This window comes from Rosistilla ulvae (genome assembly GCF_007741475.1).
GTDB classification, from domain to species: domain Bacteria; phylum Planctomycetota; class Planctomycetia; order Pirellulales; family Pirellulaceae; genus Rosistilla; species Rosistilla ulvae.
In genome coordinates this window covers 7,318,308-7,338,705 of record NZ_CP036261.1, presented here as the reverse complement: position 1 = coordinate 7,338,705, position 20,398 = coordinate 7,318,308, and the positions used below count along the sequence as shown (strand labels likewise).

The following is a 20,398-nucleotide window of genomic DNA, read 5'->3' as shown; positions in this document are numbered from 1 at the left end:
ATCTAGCGGGCCGTCGTGCCCGGAACCGCTGCGATCACGCCTCGCGGGGCGTGTTCGCTGCTGTCGAAGACGGCCCACACAGGGCGATGGTCAGAGATTCGGTCGGCTAGTTCACGGGGCAGTTTCAAATCGCGTTCGTAATTGATCACCCCAGCGCTGCGGAACTCGGTTGTCACGGTGCGATCGATCAGGATATGGTCGATCGATCGGCTGCCGGCGGTGTTGGTTTGTTCGCGGTTGACCGATTCGACCCCTTGGATCTGGCCCAGTTCGCCCAGTTGAATCGTTTCGACATTCAGATCGCCAGCCAAGATAAAGTCGTCTTCGGAGAATTCGTAAGCCCGCACGCTTTGGAACACGTCGTCGAGGACATTCAATTCTTGATCGGTCTCATCGGGATCGGTGTGAACGTTGATCATCGTAAAGCTGAACGGTTGGGCACCGACCGCCCCGGCTTGCAGCGCGCGGAAACTGGCGACAAACGGTTCGCGATGCATGAAGTCGGCATCGTCGTTGACCAGGTAATTGGATCCTTCGACCATCTCGACCCGGCGGCTGTCCCAAATGTAGGCGTATTGTTCCTTGCTGTCGGTGCGGCCCAGTCGTTCGCTTAGCACCACTTGATATTGTTCACCGGTCGAATTGACTAGCGATAACAATTGGTCGACCGGGGCGCGATCGAGGCTGCGGATCTCTTGGACTGCGATCACGTCGAATTGGCGAAGGATCAACGCCAGATATTGCATCACCTCGAGATCTTCGGCCTTCTTAACGCCAAAGACCTGGATGTTGAAGGTCGCGATCGCCAACGTCTCGCTGGGTTTGCCCTGCGCATCGCCGGTGGAGGCCAGTTGCAACGGGCTGCCCAAGCCGGGGAAGGCTTCGGTGTCGGACGATGCGGTTTGATCTCCGCCTCCGGTCAGGAAGCTCAGCCTTCCGGTCAGCGCCAGGTAACCCACGACGAGGAACAGGACAATGGTCAGCGGCGGCCCGGCGAATCGGCCGATGGGGAGACTAGTGAGTTTCTTGCGTCGGGTGGCCACGTCAGGCCTCCTTGCCTGCTGTGCAACTTGAGAAGAGCGGATCGGGAACGGTCGTTAAGCGGCGGCGCTGCTAGCGGTCGCAGCCAATGCTTTGGCGGCGAGGCGTTGCAGTCGCGGCGGGCCTTGTTCGGCCGCGGATTGCAGCACGGCGGTGGCACCAATCGCTGCGGGACCGATCTGTCCCAGTGCCCAGGCCGCCTTTTCGCGTACGTGCAGGAACGACGAATTTGCCAGCACGCCCGCCAGGGTTGGCACCGCATCGGCAGCGGCGGGACCGATTCGGCCAATCAGTGTGGTGGCCCAGTAAACCGTTTCGCTGTCAGCCGGCCGCTGAGCGAAACCAACGATCTCGCTAACCTGCGACGCGTCGGGGGCGCCCATGTCTTCGAGCGTTGCGATCGCCAATTCGCTGACCGAAGCATGCGGGTCGCACGAAGCGCGCAGCAACTGAATCGTCCAATCGGCTAAGCGGGGACTCTCGTCGATAATCGACTGCAGTGTTTGGCGGCGGATTTCAGGATCGGAATGCTCTAGATTCGATGGATCTTGGCTGGTCATGACAGTAGTCCCCAGGATTTTACAGCGGGCGACACCAATCCCTTATGCAACGACGGGCAAAGGGATTAGAATCGGGAGATCACGGTTGTTCAGCAATGCGTACCAAAAAGGACGCCGCAGGAGCAACAGCGATGATTCCAACCCGAAACGTCATTGAGGCGAATTGCTTGCATTGCAATCCCACCTTGCTGACGCCTCGGGTTAGTTTCTCACTGGACCAACAACTTGGCACCTGAGGGCTAACCTTGCGCTATGAATGATGAATTGCCTGCAAACAAGCAGGATCAAAAGGCGATTTTGCCAGCGACATCGAGTGACGGCGACGAATGTTGCGATCGCCCGACGGGGATCGATCCTTCCGCGGATTGTTCTGCCGCTGCCGAGGTCGCTGCGGTTCAACCCCTGTCGGCGGCCGAACTGCCAGCCAATGAAGAACTGACCACACAACAGCGGTTGGATCTATGCGAATCGATCGTGGGCCATCGTTTTAAAGATCGCGATCTGTTGTTGGAAGCTTTGACCCATGCGTCGGGGGCTTCGCATCGCTTAAAATCGAACGAGCGGATGGAGTTCCTGGGAGACGCGATCTTGGGGGCGGTTGTCTGCGATTGGCTGTATCACGAACGGACCGATCTGAACGAAGGCGAATTGACCAAGATCAAATCGAACGTCGTCAGCCGCCAGACATGTTCCAAAGTTGCCAAGCGGTTGGGCTTGGATCGATGTTTGTTGGTTGGCAAGGGAGTTCGCAAAAACCGCAGCTTTCCCAAATCGTTGACCTCCGATGTCTTCGAATCGATCGTCGCGGCGATCTATCTCGACGGCGGGTTCGATAAAGTCCGCGAGCTGTTGCATCAGTGGTTGGCGCAGGAGGTTGCCGAAGGGATCGACAGTCGCGGCGACGAGAACCATAAATCGAACCTGCAGCAGGTGGTGCAACGCGATTTCAGCACCACACCCTGCTATCGCTTGCTGAATGCCATCGGCCCGGATCACAGTAAGAAGTTCCAGATTGCGGTGTTGGTCGATGGCCAATTGCGAACGCCCGCTTGGGGCCGCAGCAAGAAGGACGCCGAACAGCGAGCGGCAGCCAACGCGTTGGCGGAGATCTCGGGTAAGGAGCCACCGTTTCAGGGTGACATGCCCTGATGCGCAAGCAACAACGCGCCGAGATCGTTCTCAAGCGACTGGCGGAACTCTATCCCGAAACGCCGATTCCGCTGGACCATCGCGATCCGTTCACGCTGTTGATCGCTGTCCTGTTGAGTGCCCAGTGCACGGACAAAATGGTCAACCGCGTGACGCCCGCGTTATTCGATTTGGCTGACACGCCCGAACAGATGCGACAGCAATCGGTCGATGCAATTCTCGAGATCATTCGACCGCTGGGGTTGGCTCCCAAGAAGGCCGCGGCGATCGCGGGGCTCAGCCAGCGTTTGGTCGACGAATTCGACGGCCAGGTGCCGCAAACTTTTGAAGGTTTGGAATCGTTGCCCGGCGTTGGCCACAAGACGGCCAGCGTGGTGATGAGCCAAGCGTTTGGGCACCCCGCGTTTCCCGTCGATACGCATATCCATCGCCTGGCCCAACGCTGGGGACTGACCGATGGCAAAAACGTCCAACAGACCGAACGCGATCTCAAGGCGTTGTTTCCCGAGTCGAGTTGGAACACGCTGCATCTGCAGATCATCTTCTACGGTCGCGAATATTGCACCGCGCGGGGCTGCGATGGTACGCGATGCGAACTGTGTACAACGCTCTACCCGAACCGCCGAAAGCCTGTCGAAACCAAAAAGGCGTAGCCGCCAGGTGATGTCGTGTCGCGGTCGTTATCCCGTCGCGCAGGCGTCGGGGGAAACGAAGTTGGTGCTGTGTTTGAGCAGTTGTTCCGACTTGGATTCCAAGGCTGCGACATATTCCAGCAATGGCGCGTAATCGTGATCTTTCAATACCTCGTCCAACTGGATTCCGTATTGGCAGGTTCCCATTCCCAGCGGCTTTCGGTAGCGGCAGGTTCCCCGCATGACTTTGCGATGGGTGGGATCTCCGATCAACAGCACCGCTTCTTCCAGGTGGACGGTCTGCGGCAATAGCACCGACAGCCCATAACAGGAGACATCGATGGTGAACCCGAATTGAATGTCGGGAGATTCGTCGTCTTTGGCTGGATCGCAGGGAATCACGATGACTGGCAGCGTGCGACGTAGTCGCGATTCGGAACGGTTCTGTGGTTGTTCCTCCTCGGTTGCAATCATTGTGGAATAGTCGAGCGTTTGATTGATGAGTCTTGTCATCGCACATCGCACGTCGATTTGGTTGCGTTTCCCCATTCCGAACATGTGTTTATCTCAACTAGATTCGATCCGCCTGTGATGTTGTTGTGTAAAACTAGGGCATGGTTTTGCGAGCTATCGAGGCAATCGTTCAGCTTTTTCAATTCGCTGGCCGGGCTGTGGCAGGTTTGCGTCGGTTCTGCGGGTTGTGATGTGTCGGTCGTGTGGGCTTCCCCCCCCGGTCGACCCGAATGTTCACGAAACGCTCATCGGAACTTTATCGGTTCTTCAGCGGAAGCTAGCGGGCAGTTGATTAAATGGGCGCTCTGCCGATGCGTCCACGCCGGCAGAGCGATGTCGTTGGATTGGATTGTTGTTCCACTCGCGTTTAGCGTCGTGTGGATGTCGGGGAACGTGGTTGGGATCGTCGCCCAATGAACTGATTGTGCCGTCCGCAGCCCACGATAAGACGCCACATATTGGATCGTAAGTCTTGCAGATGACCCACCCATGAATCGAACCAATCCACGATCTGGCTCGTTTGCCGACGACGAATTGGATGCCGAAACGATCGCCGGACCGAAATCGTCGGCAATGCCGACTCGCATGCCCACACCGCCACAGCCTGGAACGATCATCGATGATTATGAAATCATCGACGAGATCGCGCGGGGCGGAATGGGAGTCGTCTACCGAGCGCGGCAGCGCAGTCTGCAGCGGATCGTCGCCTTGAAGATGGTGTTGCCCGGTGAAGGGACCCGGATCGAAGATCGCATGCGGTTCGCCAACGAAGCGCGCGCTGCGGCGGAGCTGGATCATCCGGGAATCGTTCCGGTTTTCGATGTCGGGGCCTATCGCGGGCAGCCCTATTTCACGATGGCGTTTATCGACGGCGACAGTTTGTCGACGATGCTGTTGAACGGTCCGTTGTCGCCGCAACAATCGGCAGCGATCGCCCGCGATGTCGCCCGCGCGATTTCGGCTGCGCACGCTCGCCAAATCATTCATCGCGATCTGAAGCCGGCGAACATTTTGATGGAACCCGGTGGCCAGCCGCGGATCACCGACTTTGGCGTCTGCAAATCGATCGCCCCCGATACCGCGGAATTGACCTCCAACGGCGGAATGATCGGCACGCCGCACTACATGCCTCCCGAGCAGGCGCATGCGACCGGCGAACCAATCGGCCCGACCGCCGATGTCTATTCGATCGGCGCGGTTCTGTACACGATGCTCACCGGCAGACCGCCGTTCCAAGCGGCGTCGGCGATCGAAGTTGTTGGTCAAGTGATTGGCCAAGCACCGGTACGGCCGAGCCAGTTGAATGCCCGGCTGCGCGGCGACCTGGAAACGATCACGCTGAAATGTCTCGAAAAACTACCTCGCAATCGCTACCAATCAGCCGCCGCGTTGGCCGACGACCTGCAGCGATACCTCGATGGCGACCCGATCCAGGCGCGTCCGCCAGGGCTGTTGCGGATGGCGTCACATTTGATCCGGCGGCAGTTGCTGTTGGCGAGTGTATCGGGGTCGGTGGCGCTGCTGATCACGACGCTGTGCGTCTGTCTGGCGGTGGCGTTTTACGATGCTCGGAAGCAAATGCTGGACCTCACACTGCAGAATGAGCAATTGCAGAGTCAGTTGGCTTCCGAACGGAACGCGGCGGTGGCGTACGTACGACGGACCGATGCGTCCGCCGATGCGGTGCTGCGGTACCGCATCGAACGCTGGCAGCAGATCGCTGGGGCGCTGGCCGAAGAGCAGCCGGAGGAGGCGTTGCGCGTGGCGGTACACGCTGCAAGGGTCGCGTTGGAGGCTCGTCTGCCGATTCCCGAATCGCTGTTGGCGATGTTGCGCGATGCGGTCGCCGATTCGAGTAGCGAAGATCCCGGCAATCTGTCTGGCCTGCAAATTGTAGAACTCGCCGAAGCCGAAACATCCGACGGATTCACCGACGCCGAACGGGTTCGGTTCGATATCTCTAAACCTCAGCCCCAGTAGAAGCATGCGCGACAAGTTGTTCATCATCGAAGGTCCCGATCAAGGTCGCTGGTTCGAGATTCCCGAGACGCAAGCGTTGGTGATCGGCCGCGGTAGCGACAGCGATACCAAGATCCGCGATCCACGATTGAGTCGGATTCACTGTGAGTTGGTGGTTGCAAACGGTAAGTATCTGTTGACCGATCGCGGCAGCTCCGCGGGGACTTTCGTCGACGCGGTGCCGCTGGTCCAACCGCGCCCGATGCAGCGAGGTGACACGTTTCGCATCGGCGATACGATGCTGCGGATCGAGGCCGGATCGGCGTTGGATGCCTCGACGATTCGGCCGACCGACGCGTCCGCAATGCCCGATCGGTCGCCGCGGGCGATGCACGAATTGGTCGGTGAGGTCATCTACCGCTATCGGTTGGACGAACTGGTCTGCTCGGGAACCAGCAGTGCCGTCTTCAGGGCTTGGGATCAACGTCGCAATCGCCAGGTGGCGTTGAAGGTCTTGAAGCCGCAGATGACCTCCAGCGAACAGCAACAGGACCGCTTCATCCGCGCGATGCGAACGATGTTGCCGATCCAACATCCCAATATTGTGCGACTGCGGAAAGCGGGCCGCACCGGTCCCTTCTGTTGGGCAGCGATGCAGTGGATCGACGGAATCAGTGTCGATCGCTTGATCCAACAGATCGGTGTCGCAGGGATGATGGACTGGAAGGACGCTTGGCGCGTGGCGGTTCATATCGGTCGCGCGTTGCAGGAGGCGTCGTTGCACCACGTGGTCCATCGCAATATCACGCCGTCGAACATCTTGCGCCGCAACTCCGACCAGGCCTATCTGTTGTCCGATTTAGTCTTCGCCCGCGCTTTGGAAGTGACCGATTCGGCGCAGATCACCCGCCCAGGCGACATCGTGGGACAACTGCCCTACATGGCGCCCGAACTGCTGTTGGATCCAGGCAAAGTCGACGGGCGGTCGGATCTGTATGGACTTGGCGCGACGCTGTACGCTCTGCTGACGGGAGTCCCGCCGTTTTATGGACTGACCGTTGGCGATCTGTTGGACAAGATACGTAACTCCGTCCCGCGGGTTCCTCAAGAACTTCAACTGGGGCTCGATGAACGCTTCTCCGACGTCGTGATGAAGCTGTTGGCAACCGATCCACAAAACCGATTCGCGACCCCCAGCGAACTGCTTCGCCAGTTGGCCCACGTTGGCAGATACGGCGGCATCGAAATGGATTGATCGCGACCTGCCATCGACGTCGCGCAGCGAGGTTTTGCGTCATTGCGACACCATCGGGCGTCAAGGAGCTGCGGAGACCGAACCGTCGACCGACGCGGGGGCGGCGGCATCGATCGCTGGCGCGGGGGTGAGCAGTGGCGGATCTTCGACCGGCCAGCTGAACGCCGATGGGACCAGCATCACCAACCAATGGATCGCGGCGCTGGCATCGCTGGTGAATTGCTGCATGCCGTCCCAGCCGCCGACGGCAAAACTGGCGATCAAACCGATCGCGCACAGATTGGCTGAAGGCAGAAAGATCGCCGAGAACCATCGTCCCGCCTGATCGAAATCGGTTTGCGCGCCGTGGGTTTCGATCCAGGTCGAACGAACGTGATACGCCATCGCAAATCCCAAGAACAATCCGGTCCAGGGCAACAGCGTCCCCAGCGGCATCAGGACTGCAAGCAGCAATAGGACCAACGGGGCTGTCGGGAAAAAGTAGGGGGCCAGGGCGATCAACCAATTCGAACCGCCCACGACTTCAACGCGGCCCCCTTTGCGGGTCACTTGGAAGCTCTTCACGCGATGCCCGGTCAGAATCGCAAACAACGCATGGGTCAATTCGTGTTCGACCGTCAGCATCCAATCGGTCTTCAGCCAACGTCGCATGAAGGGACGCCAGGCGAGGGCGTACGCGAGGATTCCGGCGATGAACCAGATTAGGCCCCAGGGGTGTTGCCAGATCCGCAGTGCAAATCGCAACATCGCGTACATCAACGGGCCGAACATCAGCACGGCAAACGCTCCAATCGGCCACTTCAGTGCGTCTAACACGCGATTGATGCTGTGGCCGATGACCATGGAATGCGTCGGGAGGGATACGTAGGAAGCGGGCGGACGACGTCTAATACGAAGCTCTCTTTGTACCGACGCGGCATCGATTTGTCGAACGGAGGTGAACCGGTGCCGTCGCGTTGGGCAGCGCTGGTGTTGCGGCTTGGCCTGTCTGCGTTGCGGCGATATGTTGAACGTCCGTTGTTATGGGCTGCTTTGCGATTCGGTGAAGGCCCGTATTATGAGATCGATCCTGCCGCTGAAGTTGTTAACGTGCTGACATCGTCTTTTGTCTATTTCGATTTGGGTAAAGTGCTGGTGACGTTTGATCCGGAGATCGCTTGTCGCCAGGTGGCCCAGTTGTTGCAGACCGATTCGCAAACGATCGGCGCTGCGATGTACGACAGCGGGATCGAAGATCTGCTGGAATCGGGACAGATCGAAGAGCCGGAGTTTCTCGACCGCTTGTTCAGCTCGGTCGGCCACAGCGCCGCGGCGGCCGATGTATTGGAGGCGATGAGCGCGATGTTCCGTTTGAACACATCGATGCTGCCGGTCGTCTCCCGCTTGGTCAGCGAAGGTGTTCCGATGGGGATTCTGTCGAACACCTGTCGCCCGCACTGGGATTGGATCATGCGGCAGAACTACGGCCTGCTGCGGCTGATCGGTACGCCGGCGGCGCTCAGTTATGAGATCGGGTGTATGAAACCCGACCCCAAGATTTATCACGCCGCTGCCGAACTCGCCGGCTGCGCCGCCGACCAGATCTTGTTCATCGACGATCGGATCGAAAACGTGCAAGGGGCGACAGCGTGCGGTTGGCGAGCGATTCATTACATCGACACGCCGACGCTGATCGAAGATCTTCGCGCGATGGGGTGCCGATGTTTTGTTTGAGTTCCGCTACAATTGGTCTTCGCAGCGGATTCCTGTTGCAACGAAACGCTTCCAAACGACTTTGGGCTGAGTCATTCCTGTGTCTGAAACAACCGAACGCTCCACCTCGGCCGGCCTGATGCCGCCGCGAACCGTCGCCGTTATCGATATCGGTGCCACCAGTATCCGGATGGCGGTGGCTGAAATCAGCGACCTGGGGCTGGTCCGCACGATCGATTCGCTGACTCGCAAGATCACGTTGGGCGAAGACGTCTTCAAGTCGCGACAGATCACCAGGTCATCGATCGAAGAATGCGTGCGGATCCTGCGATCCTACCAAAAAGTGCTGCTGGAATACGGGATCACATCGGCCGTCGATATCCGTGTCGTCGCCACCAGCGCGGTTCGCGAAGCTGCCAACCGGCTCGCTTTCCTGGATCGTGTCTTCGTCGCCACTGGGCTGGAGGTGGAATCGATCGAAGAAGCCGAGGTGAATCGGATCACCTACATGGGCATCCAACCGCATTTGGACAGCGATCCCAAGCTGGCGGTCGCCAAGTCGGTCGTGGTGGAAGTTGGCGGTGGGTCGACCGAAGTGCTTGTCGTCCGCAGCGGCAACGTCCTGTTTTCGGAAACCCATCGGCTCGGTTCGCTGCGACTGGCCGAACGCTTGGAAAGTCTCGGCGCTCCGGGGATGCGGCGACGCAGCATCATGGAGACGCAGATCCGGCAAACCGTCGCGCGGATCCGCGAACAGGTGTTTGCCGAGGATGGCAAAATCGAATTGATCGCGTTGGGAGGCGACATGCGTTTCGCCGCCAGTCACATCTTGGGCGATTGGGATGGCGGCACCCTGGCGCGTGTCTCGGTCGACGCTTTGGACGCGTTGGTCAACGAGGTGCTGAAATACAACGAGGACGAGATCGTCCAAAAGCTGAACGTCAATTTCTCCGACGCAACCACGCTGGGGCCGGCGCTGTTGAGCAACCTGATGCTGGCAAGGATCTTCCAGCTGGATACCGTGCTGGTTTCGGACACCAACCTCCGCGATGGCCTGCTGTTGGAAATGGCCAGCGAGGGGCGTTGGACGGCGGAATTTCGCAATCAAATCCTGCGGTCGGCGATGACTCTGGGGCGGAAGTGCGATTTTGATCAACCCTATGCCAAACATGTGGCGGCGTCGGCCAGCCTGTTGTTCGAACAATTGAAGGCCGAACATCAACTGGATGCCAAATACGAAGTCATGCTGCACGTCGCGGCGCTGCTGCACGAGATCGGGATGTTTGTCGACGTCCGCAGCAACCATAAACACGCGATGTATTTGATCCGCAACAGCGAGATCTTTGGGCTCAGTCGGCAGGACGTATTGTTGGTCGCATTGGTTGCCCGATACCATCGCCGCGCGCATCCGCAACCGGGGCACGAGGGCTACGGAAGTCTCAGCCGCAGCGAGCGGGTGGCGGTTGCGAAGATGGCCGCGCTGTTGCGGTTGGCGATCGCGATGCACGATTCGCGATCCGGCCGCGTGCAGGAATTCAAATGCATCAAGCAGCGCGATCGGTTGGTGATCGAGGTGCCGCGGGTCGAAGATGTCACGCTGGAGCAATTGGCGGTCCGGCAAAACAGCACGCTCTTCGAAGAGGTGTTTGGTTTGCGGGTGATGGTCCGCGCCGAACAGTAACGCGATGGTAGCGATGCGGCCGGCGCACTGTTGCAACGATTGTGGTGTTTCGAATGGCGTGAAGGTCGACTGGGGAAGATCAAATTTGTGTCTTCCGCAATGGGACGTGGTAGGCTGTAAGTGGGGCCTCGCGGTGCTGCGGGCCTGTTGAATCGATCGGATCCCGCGACGACGTGGATCGATCCTAAGTCTCACTTTTCACTTCGGAGTCGCCCGGCATGTCTCTCTGCCGTTGTCTATTGCTGTCGATTGTCGCCAATTTGGCAACGACCGCCGACGCTCAGGATCCTTATGAGGAGGCCCGCAAAAAGCTGGTAAAAGAGCGTGTTGCGGCGGCGGGTGTGACCGATCCGGGAGTCTTGCAATCGATCGAAACGACCCCTCGCCATCAATTTATCCCTCGTAGACTGTGGGATCAGGCCTATTACGACATGGCGCTGCCGATCGGCGATGCGCAGACGATCAGCAGCCCGTTTATCGTCGCTCATATGACCGAGGTGCTGCAATGCAAACCGGATGACGTCGTGTTGGAGATCGGTACCGGCAGCGGATATCAAGCCGCGGTTTTGAGCCCGTTGGTCAAACATGTCTATACGATTGAAATCGTGGAGCCCCTGGGAATTAAGGCGGCTGCGACGCTCAAGCGGCTCGGATATAAGAACGTTTCAGCAAAGGTGGGCGATGGTTTTTTAGGTTGGCCCGAAGCGGCTCCGTTCGACAAGATCATCGTCACCTGTTCGCCCGAATCGGTCCCGCAACCGCTGGTGGATCAATTAAAAGAAGGGGGCCGGATGGTGATCCCCGTTGGTGAACGGTATCAACAAACGCTGTATCTGATGGAAAAGAAGGATGGCAAGATCGTCCGCCATTCGCTGCGGCCCACTCTGTTTGTACCGATGACCGGCACGGCCGAAGACGGCCGATTGAAGCAGCCCGATCCGGAGAACCCAGAGGTGGTCAACGGCAGCTTTGATGCCGTTTCGGACGACCCCGAGCAGGTGCCAGGTTGGTATTACGGTCGGCAATTTGTTTTGGTCCCCGATCCGACGAGCGCGGGCAGCTTTGTCCGTTTTGAGAATGAAACGCTCGGTCGTGATTCCCACCTGCTGCAAGGCTTGGCGTTGGATGGGCGAGCGATCGCTCGCGTCCGATTGGCCGGCAAGGTCCGAGCACAGGACGTTGACAGCGGTGGACGCCCCGACCGGTTGCCCGTTCTGGCAGTCAGCTTTTACGACGAAAAACGTCGTGAACTGGGGACGTTTTGGATCGGCCCGTTTAATGGGACCCAAGATTGGACCGAACATCAGCGGTCGTTCCGCGTCCCCCCGACAACTCGCGAAGCGATCGTCCGAATCGGGCTGTTTGGTGCGACCGGAGTCGCCGAGTTCGATGAGATCTCGCTGACCCCCGAAAAATAGTGGACATTGCCTCTTCTGGCGAGCTTTCGTCACAGCCTCCTCTGGGCTAAGCAGTGTTTCAATTTGAGGTATCAGCCGGCGCGCGTTAGAGTCCGGTTTTCCAGGGGACGCGGGTGTTGGCGCGTGCCGGCTAATTCGCCTAAGAACAAACACTTGATTGCCGCAGCGGTCCTGTCGTCGGTCGGTTGGTCGCTTCTTTGTTAACAGCGCGTTTGGGGCAGGTGGAACGGCCGTTGGGATGCCTCGTCTGTGTCCATCAATTGCTGGTGGAACGGAACCGGAGATCTGCCCGTTTGTGCACCATCCTGTTTTGCGTTGCATCGGAAACCGAAGTGTCTGGTTGCAACCAAGCGAGCCCTTGCAGTCGTTGTATTTGCGTCGCTTGAGCCTAAATCGAAGGTTTGATTGAAATTATTGAAGCTAGCGAGCTTGAATCACCGCTGGGGAAGATTATCCTAACTGGGTATTCTGGGCGCGAAAACGCGAACACGCTTAATGTAGATTTTGGGATAGGTCGGAAAGAATCGGGAGGTTCTAACTCATGCGACGAATTCACTTTATGCCAGTGGCAGCAGCCGCCGTGGCGATGACATTGATGGGGGGAGCCGCACACGCGGGCTGGGGCTCCTTTGGTAGTTACGGATCATCGGGCAGCTCTGGCTCATCGGGCAGCTACGGATCGTACGGCAGCTCGGGTGCGAGCAGCGGCAGCTATGGCCGTTACTCGGCCTCTTACAGCAGCTACGGCAGTTCGGGCGCTAGCTATGGCAGCTCCGGATCCTACGGCGGCAGCTCGGGACACTTCGGTATCCTGAAGCGAATCAAAGCCCGGCACCAAGCTTGGCGTGCAGCTCGCGCCAGCAGCGGCGGATCGAGCGGTTATTACAGCGGATACGCCAGCAGTGGCGGATCGAGCGGGTATAGCACCAGCAGCTATGCTAGCAGCGGCGGCAGCTACGGTTCGTATCGCGCCTACAGCAGCTATGGCAGCAGCGGCGGATCGAGCGGATATAGCGCCAGCAGCGGCGGAAGCAGCGGATCGTATAGCGCCAACTACTACTCGGCACCTGTCGAATCGTATTCGGTTCCAATGTACGAATCGGCACCGATCTACAGCGAACCGGTAATCGAATCGTCGCAGGGCGAATCGATCATCGAAACACCTGTCGAAGGTGCTTCGTATCACCAAACGCAATCGACCACATCTTCCAGCGAAGCGTTGTTGACGATGGAAGTTCCCGCCGATGCAGACGTTTTCGTCAACGGCACCAAGACCCGCAGCACTGGCGCACATCGCCAATTCGTCTCGCGTGGACTGACCCCTGGTTATGCCTATTCGTACGACGTGCGAATCGAACACACCGTCAACGGCCAATTGGTCAGCGAATCGAAGGTCGTCCGCCTGCACGGTGGCGAAACCCGTTCGTTGGTCTATTCGGCACCTGCGGTTGAAGCGCCAGCTTACGTTGCCGCTCCAGCAACCGAATCGGATGTTGTCGAAACTGTTTTGACCGTCAACGTGCCTGCTGACGCCAAGGTGACTTTGGCTGGCAACGCAACCGATGCCGATGGCACCACGCGTACCTTCCGCACCAAGCAATTGCAAGCTGGTCAAGTTTGGAACGACTACACCGTCACCGTTGCGATCCAACGCGACGGACGGACGTTGACCGAAGAGAAGACGATTTCGTTGTCGGCTGGCAGCACGCCAGAACTGACCTTCGATTTCGCTGACGAAACCGTTGCAATGCGTTAGGCGATGTGTTCGCACTGACACGACCCAGAAGCCCGCGTTGGAAATTTCCAACGCGGGTTTTTTCGTGCGCTGCGGGCGGTTATCTTCTGACGCATGAACGACGACACACTCTCGCCCCCTTTCGCGCCGCCGCGTTGGTTGAAGATAGCGATCAGCATCGCCGTCGTCGTCCATCTGTGGGCGGTCGTTGCCGAACCGATCCGCTTTTCAACGCGTGGTCCCGGCGGTCCCTCACCCGCTGCGTCGGCCTTTCGCGCCCCGGTCGGTCGCTACGTCGACTTCCTTTATTTAAGTCACGGCTACGCGTTTTTCGCTCCCGATCCCGGCCCCAGCCATCTCGTTGCGGCCAGCTGGATCGATGCCGATGGCCAGCCGCAAACCGAGACGTTTCCCGATCGCAACAACCAGTGGCCTCGTTTGCTGTATCACCGCCACTTCATGTTGACCGAGTTTTTGCACAACATGCACGAACCGCGGTCGCTGCCGCCCGACGTGCCGCGCGACAGCGTGATCTTTCGCGATTGGCGGTCCGGCCGCGATCGATATGAAATGATCCGCGACGGTTTTGCCAATCATCTGCAACACGTCCATGGCGGTAGCGCGGTGCAGATCGATCGCGTCGAGCATCGCATGCCCGGCATCCCCGAGTTCGTCGAGGAACGGATCGATTTGCAAAACGAGCGGCTGTATCTGACGCTGCCCGATGGCCTGCCGGCTTTCGATGGGATCGCACCATGAACAAACCGCGTCGCTGGATCGCCAGCTATTTCACCGAACTCACCACGCTGTGGGATCGGTTCTGGTTCACTCCCACCGCCCCGCATACCTTGGCCGCGATCCGGATCGCGATCGGGTTGATGCTGCTGTACACGCACCTTGTGCTGGCGTCTCAACTGCTTGCGTTTGTTGGCACCGATGCCTGGGTCACGACCGACACGGTTCGCCAGCTGCACGAAAACGATTACGCCTGGTCCTATCTTTGGTACGTCGATAGCCCAGCGATCCTGTGGACACATCACCTAGTCACGATCGCCGTGACGATCTGTTTCACCTGCGGGATCTTCACGCGGCTGACCGCTCCGGCGGCGTGGTTTCTTCAGTTGATGTACATGCATCGTCTGACCGGCGCGTTGTTTGGCTTGGACCAAATGACGACGATGATCACGATGTATCTGATGCTGACGCCGTGCGGATCGGTCTGGTCGGTCGACGCTTGGCTACATCGTCGCCGTGAAGCCGCGGGTCGACCGTCGCGTTGGTGGTTGCCATCGGCATCCCCTTCGATCGCTGCCAACATCGGCACCCGGCTGTTGCAACTGCATCTGTGTGTGATCTATCTGTTTGGCGGTGTCAGCAAGATGCGCGGCGAGATGTGGTGGGATGGAACGGCGACCTGGTTCGCGGTTTCCAATTACGAATACCAATCGATGGACATGACTTGGATCGTCCACTATCCGATCCTGTTCGCCGCTCTTTCGCACGCCACCGTCCTTTGGGAAACCTTCTACTGTGCGTTGGTTTGGCCGCGGCTGACTCGCCCCTGGGTGCTGTTGACGGCGGTGATGGTCCACGGCGGAATCGCTCTGTTCCTGGGCATGATCACCTTTGGCGTGACGATGATCATCGCTAACGCAATCTTCATCCCGCCAGCGATCTTGCAGACGCTCTGTCGACGGCAACCAAAAGCCTGATTTTTGCGGCGTTAACGTCGCCAGCGGCTCGATTTGCGAGCAACCGCTGGCGCCGGGCCGGTATCGAAAAAAAGACGTTTTCGGTACGATGGATCCTCTCGCTGGCTGCCGGCCGCTGGTCCGATCTCGCGACCACGCCCGTCGTTTGTCAGAGTTTGCCTGACTTATTATTTGGAGAGTCACCTGTGACTGAAGTTCGCCGAAAACCTGTTGTTGTGATCGTTCGTGATGGTTGGGGACAAAATCCCTTTTCGAAATGGGATCAATCCAATGCGGTCCTCATGGGCAAGACTCCAGTCTCCGACGCTTTGATGCAAAGCTATCCCAACACGCTGATCAAGACATCGGGCGAAGATGTTGGTCTGCCAGCCGGCGTGATGGGGAACAGCGAAGTCGGCCACCAGAACATCGGTGCCGGCCGGATCGTCGATCAAGAAGTGATGCGGATCACCCGTTCGATTCGCAAGGGTGAGTTCTTCGAGAACCCCGTGCTGCAAGAAGCGATCGCGCACGTCAAAGCTTCCGGCGGCTCGCTGCACCTGGTCGGATTGATGTCCGACGGACGCGTGCACAGCGACCTGGAACACGCGTTTGCCGTCACCGAATTGGTTAAGCGAAGCGGCTTGGCGGGCGACCGCTACATCGTCCATGCGATCACCGACGGCCGCGACACCGCGCCGACTGGCGGCCTGGGCTACGTGGCAAAGCTGCAAGAGAACCTGACCTCCGAGGGCATCGGGAAAGTCGGCAGCGTGATCGGCCGTTATTACGCGATGGACCGCGACTTGCGTTGGGACCGCGTCAAGCTCGCCTACGACATGATGACTCGCGGCGCCGATCAGATCGCAGCGACAGCTAGCGAAGCGATCCAAAGCTATTACGACAACCCAACCGAATCGAATCGTACCGGCGACGAATTCATCACTCCGGTCACCGTATCGGACGCCGACACCGTCGATCCGAAGCAGCTTGTCAAAGCGGGCGACGCGGTGATCTTCTTGAACTACCGCGGCGACCGAACGCGCGAACTAACTAAAGCATTCACCTACTCCGACACCGAGTGGGCGAACATCGACGGTGGCGGATTCGATCGCGGCGAAAAGATCGACAACCTCTACTTCGCCACGATGACCGGCTACGAAACCGGCCTGCCCGTCCACGTGATCTTCGAAAAACCAGCGAAGATGCCAAACATCCTGGGCCAGTACATCAGCACCTTGGGCCTGAAGCAGTTCCGTTGTGCGGAGACCGAAAAGTATCCTCACGTCACCTTCTTCTTCAACGACTACCGCGACGATCCTTTCGAAAACGAAGAGCGTGGGATGTTGCAGTCGCCGCGCGACGTGTCGACCTACGATCAGAAGCCGGAGATGTCGGCCGCCGGGATCACCGACCGCGTGCTGCAAGAGCTCGCAGCGGGCAAGACCGATCTGATCATCATGAACTACGCCAACGGCGACATGGTTGGCCACACCGGCAACCTGAACGCAGCGATCAAGGCGGTCGAAGTTGTCGATGAATGTGTCGGCAAGATCGTCGAAGCGACATTGGCCGCGGGCGGTTCGCTGATCGTGACCGCCGACCACGGCAATTGCGAACAGATGATCAATCCGGAAACCGGCGGACCGCACACCGCGCACACCACTTACGATGTGCCGTTGATCGTCGTCGAACCAGGCCTGGACGGCAAGCAACTGCGCAGCGGCGGCCGATTGGCCGATATCGCACCGACCGCTCTGGCCCTGCTGGGCTTGGAAAAGCCGGAAGAGATGACCGGCGAATCGTTGATCGCCATCGATTGATCGGGGCCTCCCCGCGGACGATCCCGCCGCGGTTCATGACATCTCTTGCAAAGGCATTTTGTGGGTCTGATTCAATTTGATTTTTCGGGTGCGGTCGACGCCGATTATGGCGTGACCGAAGCTCAAATTGCGGACCTGGCCCCCAAGTTGCTCGACTTGCGACAGCAGATCGTCGACGTCGCGCCGCCGTTCGCCTCGCTGCCGCGCGAACTACTGGACGGCTACACCGAGCTTCGCGACGACAGCCCGCTGGGACAGATCTTCCGCGTCGCCAATCGCTTGCACGATGAAGTCGATGCGGTCGTCGTCCTCGCTGGCGGCGGCACCTATCGCGGCACCCAAGCGCTCCGCGACGCCTGCTGCGATCCCTACCACAACGAATTGTCTCGCGGCGGCCGTGGCAGCAAGCCGCGAATGTATTTCACCGGCAACGATCTCGACAACGATGCGTCGAGTGCTCTGCTGCATCGGCTGGGCCGCGATCTGACAGCGATCGATCCAGTCGTTCGACGTTGGGCGATGGTCGTGATCGATCCGGCGGGGGAAACGCGAGAGCGAGCGTTAGCGCTGCGTCAGTTCCTGCCGGCGCTGCAGGAATCGCTCGCCGACGACGTGGCACAGTGGCTGCCCGAATTGCTCCTTCCCGTGACCGACCAACCGAGCAAGCTGCGCGACCTAGCCCAGGCGATCGGTTGCAAGGAGATCTTCCCGATCCCCGCGGCGATCGATGAACGGTTCAACGTCCTCTCCGCGGCCGGTGTCTTGCCCGCCGCGATGCTTGGGTTGGACTGCGTCCAGCTGCTCGAAGGAGCCGCGGCGATGGACGAACACTTCAAGACCGCCCCTCCCGAAACCAACCTCGTGCTGCAGTACGTCGCCATCCATCATCTGCTGCAAACGCATCGCGGGATCGATCGACGCGTGATGAATGTCTGGGGCTCGGCGCTCGAAACGTTTGGCCTCTGGCACGACCAACTGTTCGCCGGTTCGGGCAACCAGACGCTACCGCTGACAACAGTCAGCCCTCGCGACGGGCACCACCTGGATCCAGCGAACCTGCAGGGCAAAGTCGTCAATCATTTGATCGTCCAACAGCATCGCGCCGACCCGTGGCAGGTCGGCCTGAGCGATGGCGACCACGACGGGCTGAACGCGTTATCCGACCGCAAACTGCCCGACTTGATGACCGAAGCGATCGCCGATATCGACGCCGCACTGCATGCCGCCGGATGCCCGACGACTCAGCTGCGGATGCCCGAGATCGACACGCACTCGCTCGGACAGCTGTTCCAGATGCTGATGCTCGCCACAACCGTTGAATCCCGGTTGCCCCGCGACGTGTAGACTCGTTGGTCGGTGACTCCTCTTCCAGGCGAGCCCAAGGGCATTGGCAGATCGGCCGCGAGCATTTGTTGGTCGTGGCGAGCAGATAGTCCCCAGTCGTTCAGCGGTCGACAGCGGGAATTCTCTCCTTTTAATGCCATTGGACCGATCGCGTGGCGTTTGGCACGGATCGTGCCTATGTGGACGGCGGCATTCCCTTTTACGACGGTCTCCTTTTGGAAGCTCCGCTTCGTTTCCCCGATGCTAGGAATTTTTGTTCCACAATCCCCTCCCACCGACGCGTTTTCTAGGGGCCGCATTTCCGTCGCGATTCCGCAGGCTCACCCGCCAGTTGTTTCGCGGGCGTCGCGGTACTGCCTGCGAACGGTTTGGTATTCGATGGGAAAGGGCGTGAGTCCAAGTGCCTACAGTCCAGTGACCAACCGACGTGCTGAATTTGGATTGTCGGTCCCCATTCACCATTGCTCAACGAACCTGCTTCACCATCTATGCTCACTCTGATCCTCTGCATCTTTGTCGCCGGCTATCTAGCGATCGCGTTTGAACACAAATTGAAGATCAACAAGGCAGCTAGCGCTCTGTTCATCGGTGTCGCTTGTTGGTCGATCTATACGGTTGAGGTCAACGACTTGTTGCCTCGCGATGCGATTCCCGATTGGTTTCGCCAGGAAGCGATCGCCGAACAGGTGGAGAATGTGCGGCTGCATTATGCGATCGATGCCCAGCACCTGATCCAGACCGGCGAGATCGCCAGCATCCTCTTCTTTCTGATGGGAGCGATGACGATCGTCGAGCTTGTCGATTCGCACGAAGGGTTTGCGTTGATCACCGATCGCATCCGGACCCGCAACAAGCGGACGCTGCTGTGGACGGTTGGTCTGCTGACGTTTGTCCTCTCGGCGATCCTCGACAATCTGACGACCACGATCGTGATGGTCTCGCTGTTGCGGAAACTGATCGGCGACCGGGAGGACCGGTTACGGTTCGTCGGCTTGGTTGTGATCGCCGCCAACGCAGGCGGTGCTTGGACGGTGATCGGCGACGTGACGACGACGATGTTGTGGATCAAGCACAAGGTGGGGACCGTCGAAGTGATGCGCGAACTGTTTGTCGGATCGCTTGTCTGCTTGATCGTTCCGCTGATCGGATTTGCCCGTTCGATGCCAGGCAAGTTTCAGCCGCCGGAGGTCGACGAATCGCACGTCGCCAAAGACATTCGCCCCTGGCACCAATGGTTGTTTCTGATCCTGGGAGTGCTGGGGCTGATCGGCGTTCCGATCTTTAAAACGATCACGCATCTGCCCCCTTACATGGGCATGATGTTGAGTCTGTCGGTGCTGTGGGTTGTCTCGGAATTAGTCGGGCACACGTTGGATGAACAGACGCGTTCGAGTACCGGGGTGCTCCCTGCGCTGCGGCGAGTCGACATGTCGAGCATCCTCTTCTTTCTCGGGATTTTGTTGGCCGTTGGTGCTTTGGGAGCCACCGGTACGCTCGCGTCGGCCGCGACTTGGCTCGATTCGGTGCTACCTAATCGCGACGTGGTGGCGGTTGTCATCGGGCTGGTCTCTTCGGTTGTCGACAACGTTCCGTTGGTCGCGGCGGGAATTGAGATGTACGACCTGCCGATGAATCATCCGTTTTGGATGTTGCTAGCTTATTGTGCGGGAACCGGCGGCAGTTGTTTGATCATCGGATCGGCTGCGGGTGTGGCGGCGATGGGAATCGAGCACGTCGATTTCATGTGGTACCTGAAACGGATCGCCCCTTGGGCAGTGATCGGTTACCTAGCCGGCGCGGCCGTGGTTGTCGCGATGCAAACGTTTATCAGCTAACCTATTGGCGATTGTGTTTCGGATAATCAACGTCTTCGGCGTTGCCGTTGTTGAACCATCGACCAAGCAG

Annotated in this window: 17 protein-coding genes; 13 read left to right on the top strand and 4 right to left on the bottom strand. The window is 58.9% G+C overall.

Annotated elements, in window-relative coordinates; translation table 11 throughout:
• Positions 1 to 2: 2 nt before the first annotated feature.
• Both EC9_RS25875 and EC9_RS25870 read right to left on the bottom strand, forming a co-directional pair.
• The gene (locus EC9_RS25875) at positions 3 to 1,043 is read right to left on the bottom strand and encodes an endonuclease/exonuclease/phosphatase family protein (RefSeq protein WP_218934457.1); all 1,041 of its coding nucleotides are present in this window, start codon (positions 1,041 to 1,043) and stop codon (positions 3 to 5) included.
• Between the two features lie 54 nt (positions 1,044 to 1,097).
• On the bottom strand, positions 1,098 to 1,601 hold the full coding sequence (locus EC9_RS25870) for a HEAT repeat domain-containing protein (protein WP_145348862.1): 504 nt from the start codon (positions 1,599 to 1,601) through the stop codon (positions 1,098 to 1,100).
• 252 nt (positions 1,602 to 1,853) lie between these two features.
• On the opposite strand from EC9_RS25870, the gene rnc reads away from it, so the two are divergent.
• Both rnc and nth read left to right on the top strand, forming a co-directional pair.
• A complete protein-coding gene (rnc, locus tag EC9_RS25865; RefSeq protein ID WP_145348861.1) occupies positions 1,854 to 2,750 on the top strand; it encodes a ribonuclease III in 897 nt (298 codons plus the stop codon).
• Positions 2,750 to 3,403: an endonuclease III gene (gene nth, locus EC9_RS25860; protein ID WP_145348860.1), complete on the top strand. Its 654-nt coding sequence runs from the start codon at positions 2,750 to 2,752 to the stop codon at positions 3,401 to 3,403. The genes rnc and nth overlap by 1 nt, the downstream gene beginning before the upstream one ends.
• Positions 3,404 to 3,430: 27 nt before the next feature.
• Here nth and EC9_RS25855 read toward each other — a convergent pair whose 3' ends face one another.
• Positions 3,431 to 3,895: a PilZ domain-containing protein gene (locus EC9_RS25855; RefSeq protein WP_218934456.1), complete on the bottom strand. Its 465-nt coding sequence runs from the start codon at positions 3,893 to 3,895 to the stop codon at positions 3,431 to 3,433.
• Between the two features lie 489 nt (positions 3,896 to 4,384).
• Here EC9_RS25855 and EC9_RS25850 point away from each other — a divergent pair, with 489 nt between their 5' ends.
• Together EC9_RS25850 and EC9_RS25845 are read left to right on the top strand one after the other, a co-directional pair.
• Complete coding sequence (locus EC9_RS25850) at positions 4,385 to 5,875, top strand: serine/threonine-protein kinase (protein WP_145348858.1); 1,491 nt, start codon at positions 4,385 to 4,387, stop codon at positions 5,873 to 5,875.
• A 4-nt stretch (positions 5,876 to 5,879) separates the two neighbouring features.
• Positions 5,880 to 7,109 carry a protein kinase domain-containing protein gene (locus EC9_RS25845; protein ID WP_145348857.1) on the top strand — a complete coding sequence of 410 codons (1,230 nt, stop codon included), beginning with the start codon at positions 5,880 to 5,882 and terminating at the stop codon, positions 7,107 to 7,109.
• A gap of 60 nt (positions 7,110 to 7,169) precedes the next feature.
• Here the strand turns inward: EC9_RS25845 and EC9_RS25840 are convergent, their stop codons facing one another.
• Positions 7,170 to 7,952, bottom strand: coding sequence for a M50 family metallopeptidase (locus tag EC9_RS25840; RefSeq protein ID WP_145348856.1), 783 nt, complete (start codon positions 7,950 to 7,952; stop codon positions 7,170 to 7,172).
• Positions 7,953 to 8,054: 102 nt separating this feature from the next.
• On the opposite strand from EC9_RS25840, the gene EC9_RS25835 reads away from it, so the two are divergent.
• From EC9_RS25835 to nhaD, 9 genes are all read left to right on the top strand, one after another.
• The gene (locus EC9_RS25835) at positions 8,055 to 8,822 is read left to right on the top strand and encodes an HAD family hydrolase (protein ID WP_218934455.1); all 768 of its coding nucleotides are present in this window, start codon (positions 8,055 to 8,057) and stop codon (positions 8,820 to 8,822) included.
• 79 nt (positions 8,823 to 8,901) lie between these two features.
• The gene (locus EC9_RS25830) at positions 8,902 to 10,482 is read left to right on the top strand and encodes a Ppx/GppA phosphatase family protein (protein WP_246105882.1); all 1,581 of its coding nucleotides are present in this window, start codon (positions 8,902 to 8,904) and stop codon (positions 10,480 to 10,482) included.
• Between the two features lie 218 nt (positions 10,483 to 10,700).
• Entirely contained in the window at positions 10,701 to 11,900 is a 1,200-nt protein-coding gene (locus EC9_RS25825) for a protein-L-isoaspartate(D-aspartate) O-methyltransferase (protein WP_145348854.1), read from the top strand.
• A 541-nt stretch (positions 11,901 to 12,441) separates the two neighbouring features.
• Positions 12,442 to 13,656 (top strand): TIGR03000 domain-containing protein, encoded by a 1,215-nt coding sequence (locus EC9_RS25820; RefSeq protein ID WP_246105881.1) that lies wholly within the window; start codon positions 12,442 to 12,444, stop codon positions 13,654 to 13,656.
• Between the two features lie 93 nt (positions 13,657 to 13,749).
• Complete coding sequence (locus tag EC9_RS25815; protein WP_145348853.1) at positions 13,750 to 14,394, top strand: hypothetical protein; 645 nt, start codon at positions 13,750 to 13,752, stop codon at positions 14,392 to 14,394.
• Positions 14,391 to 15,347, top strand: a complete 957-nt coding sequence (locus tag EC9_RS25810; protein WP_145348852.1) for an HTTM domain-containing protein — start codon at positions 14,391 to 14,393, stop codon at positions 15,345 to 15,347. The genes EC9_RS25815 and EC9_RS25810 overlap by 4 nt, the downstream gene beginning before the upstream one ends.
• Positions 15,348 to 15,532: 185 nt before the next feature.
• Complete coding sequence (gene gpmI, locus EC9_RS25805) at positions 15,533 to 17,149, top strand: 2,3-bisphosphoglycerate-independent phosphoglycerate mutase (RefSeq protein ID WP_145348851.1); 1,617 nt, start codon at positions 15,533 to 15,535, stop codon at positions 17,147 to 17,149.
• Between the two features lie 60 nt (positions 17,150 to 17,209).
• Positions 17,210 to 18,493, top strand: coding sequence for a glucose-6-phosphate isomerase (locus EC9_RS25800; RefSeq protein ID WP_145348850.1), 1,284 nt, complete (start codon positions 17,210 to 17,212; stop codon positions 18,491 to 18,493).
• Positions 18,494 to 18,981: 488 nt separating this feature from the next.
• A complete protein-coding gene (nhaD, locus tag EC9_RS25795; protein WP_145348849.1) occupies positions 18,982 to 20,328 on the top strand; it encodes a sodium:proton antiporter NhaD in 1,347 nt (448 codons plus the stop codon).
• The last annotated feature ends 70 nt before the right edge of the window (positions 20,329 to 20,398 follow it).

Bases quoted from the DNA above. Each gene is read 5' to 3' on its own strand.
- EC9_RS25870 (WP_145348862.1), bottom strand. From the start codon at position 1,601: ATGACCAGCCAAGATCCATCGAATCTAGAGCATTCCGATCCTGAAATC.
- EC9_RS25850 (WP_145348858.1), top strand. From the start codon at position 4,385: ATGAATCGAACCAATCCACGATCTGGCTCGTTTGCCGACGACGAATTG.
- rnc (WP_145348861.1), top strand. From the start codon at position 1,854: ATGAATGATGAATTGCCTGCAAACAAGCAGGATCAAAAGGCGATTTTG.
- EC9_RS25845 (WP_145348857.1), top strand. From the start codon at position 5,880: ATGCGCGACAAGTTGTTCATCATCGAAGGTCCCGATCAAGGTCGCTGG.
- EC9_RS25855 (WP_218934456.1), bottom strand. From the start codon at position 3,895: ATGACAAGACTCATCAATCAAACGCTCGACTATTCCACAATGATTGCA.
- EC9_RS25815 (WP_145348853.1), top strand. From the start codon at position 13,750: ATGAACGACGACACACTCTCGCCCCCTTTCGCGCCGCCGCGTTGGTTG.
- nhaD (WP_145348849.1), top strand. From the start codon at position 18,982: ATGCTCACTCTGATCCTCTGCATCTTTGTCGCCGGCTATCTAGCGATC.
- EC9_RS25810 (WP_145348852.1), top strand. From the start codon at position 14,391: ATGAACAAACCGCGTCGCTGGATCGCCAGCTATTTCACCGAACTCACC.
- nth (WP_145348860.1), top strand. From the start codon at position 2,750: ATGCGCAAGCAACAACGCGCCGAGATCGTTCTCAAGCGACTGGCGGAA.
- EC9_RS25820 (WP_246105881.1), top strand. From the start codon at position 12,442: ATGCGACGAATTCACTTTATGCCAGTGGCAGCAGCCGCCGTGGCGATG.
- EC9_RS25825 (WP_145348854.1), top strand. From the start codon at position 10,701: ATGTCTCTCTGCCGTTGTCTATTGCTGTCGATTGTCGCCAATTTGGCA.
- EC9_RS25840 (WP_145348856.1), bottom strand. From the start codon at position 7,952: ATGGTCATCGGCCACAGCATCAATCGCGTGTTAGACGCACTGAAGTGG.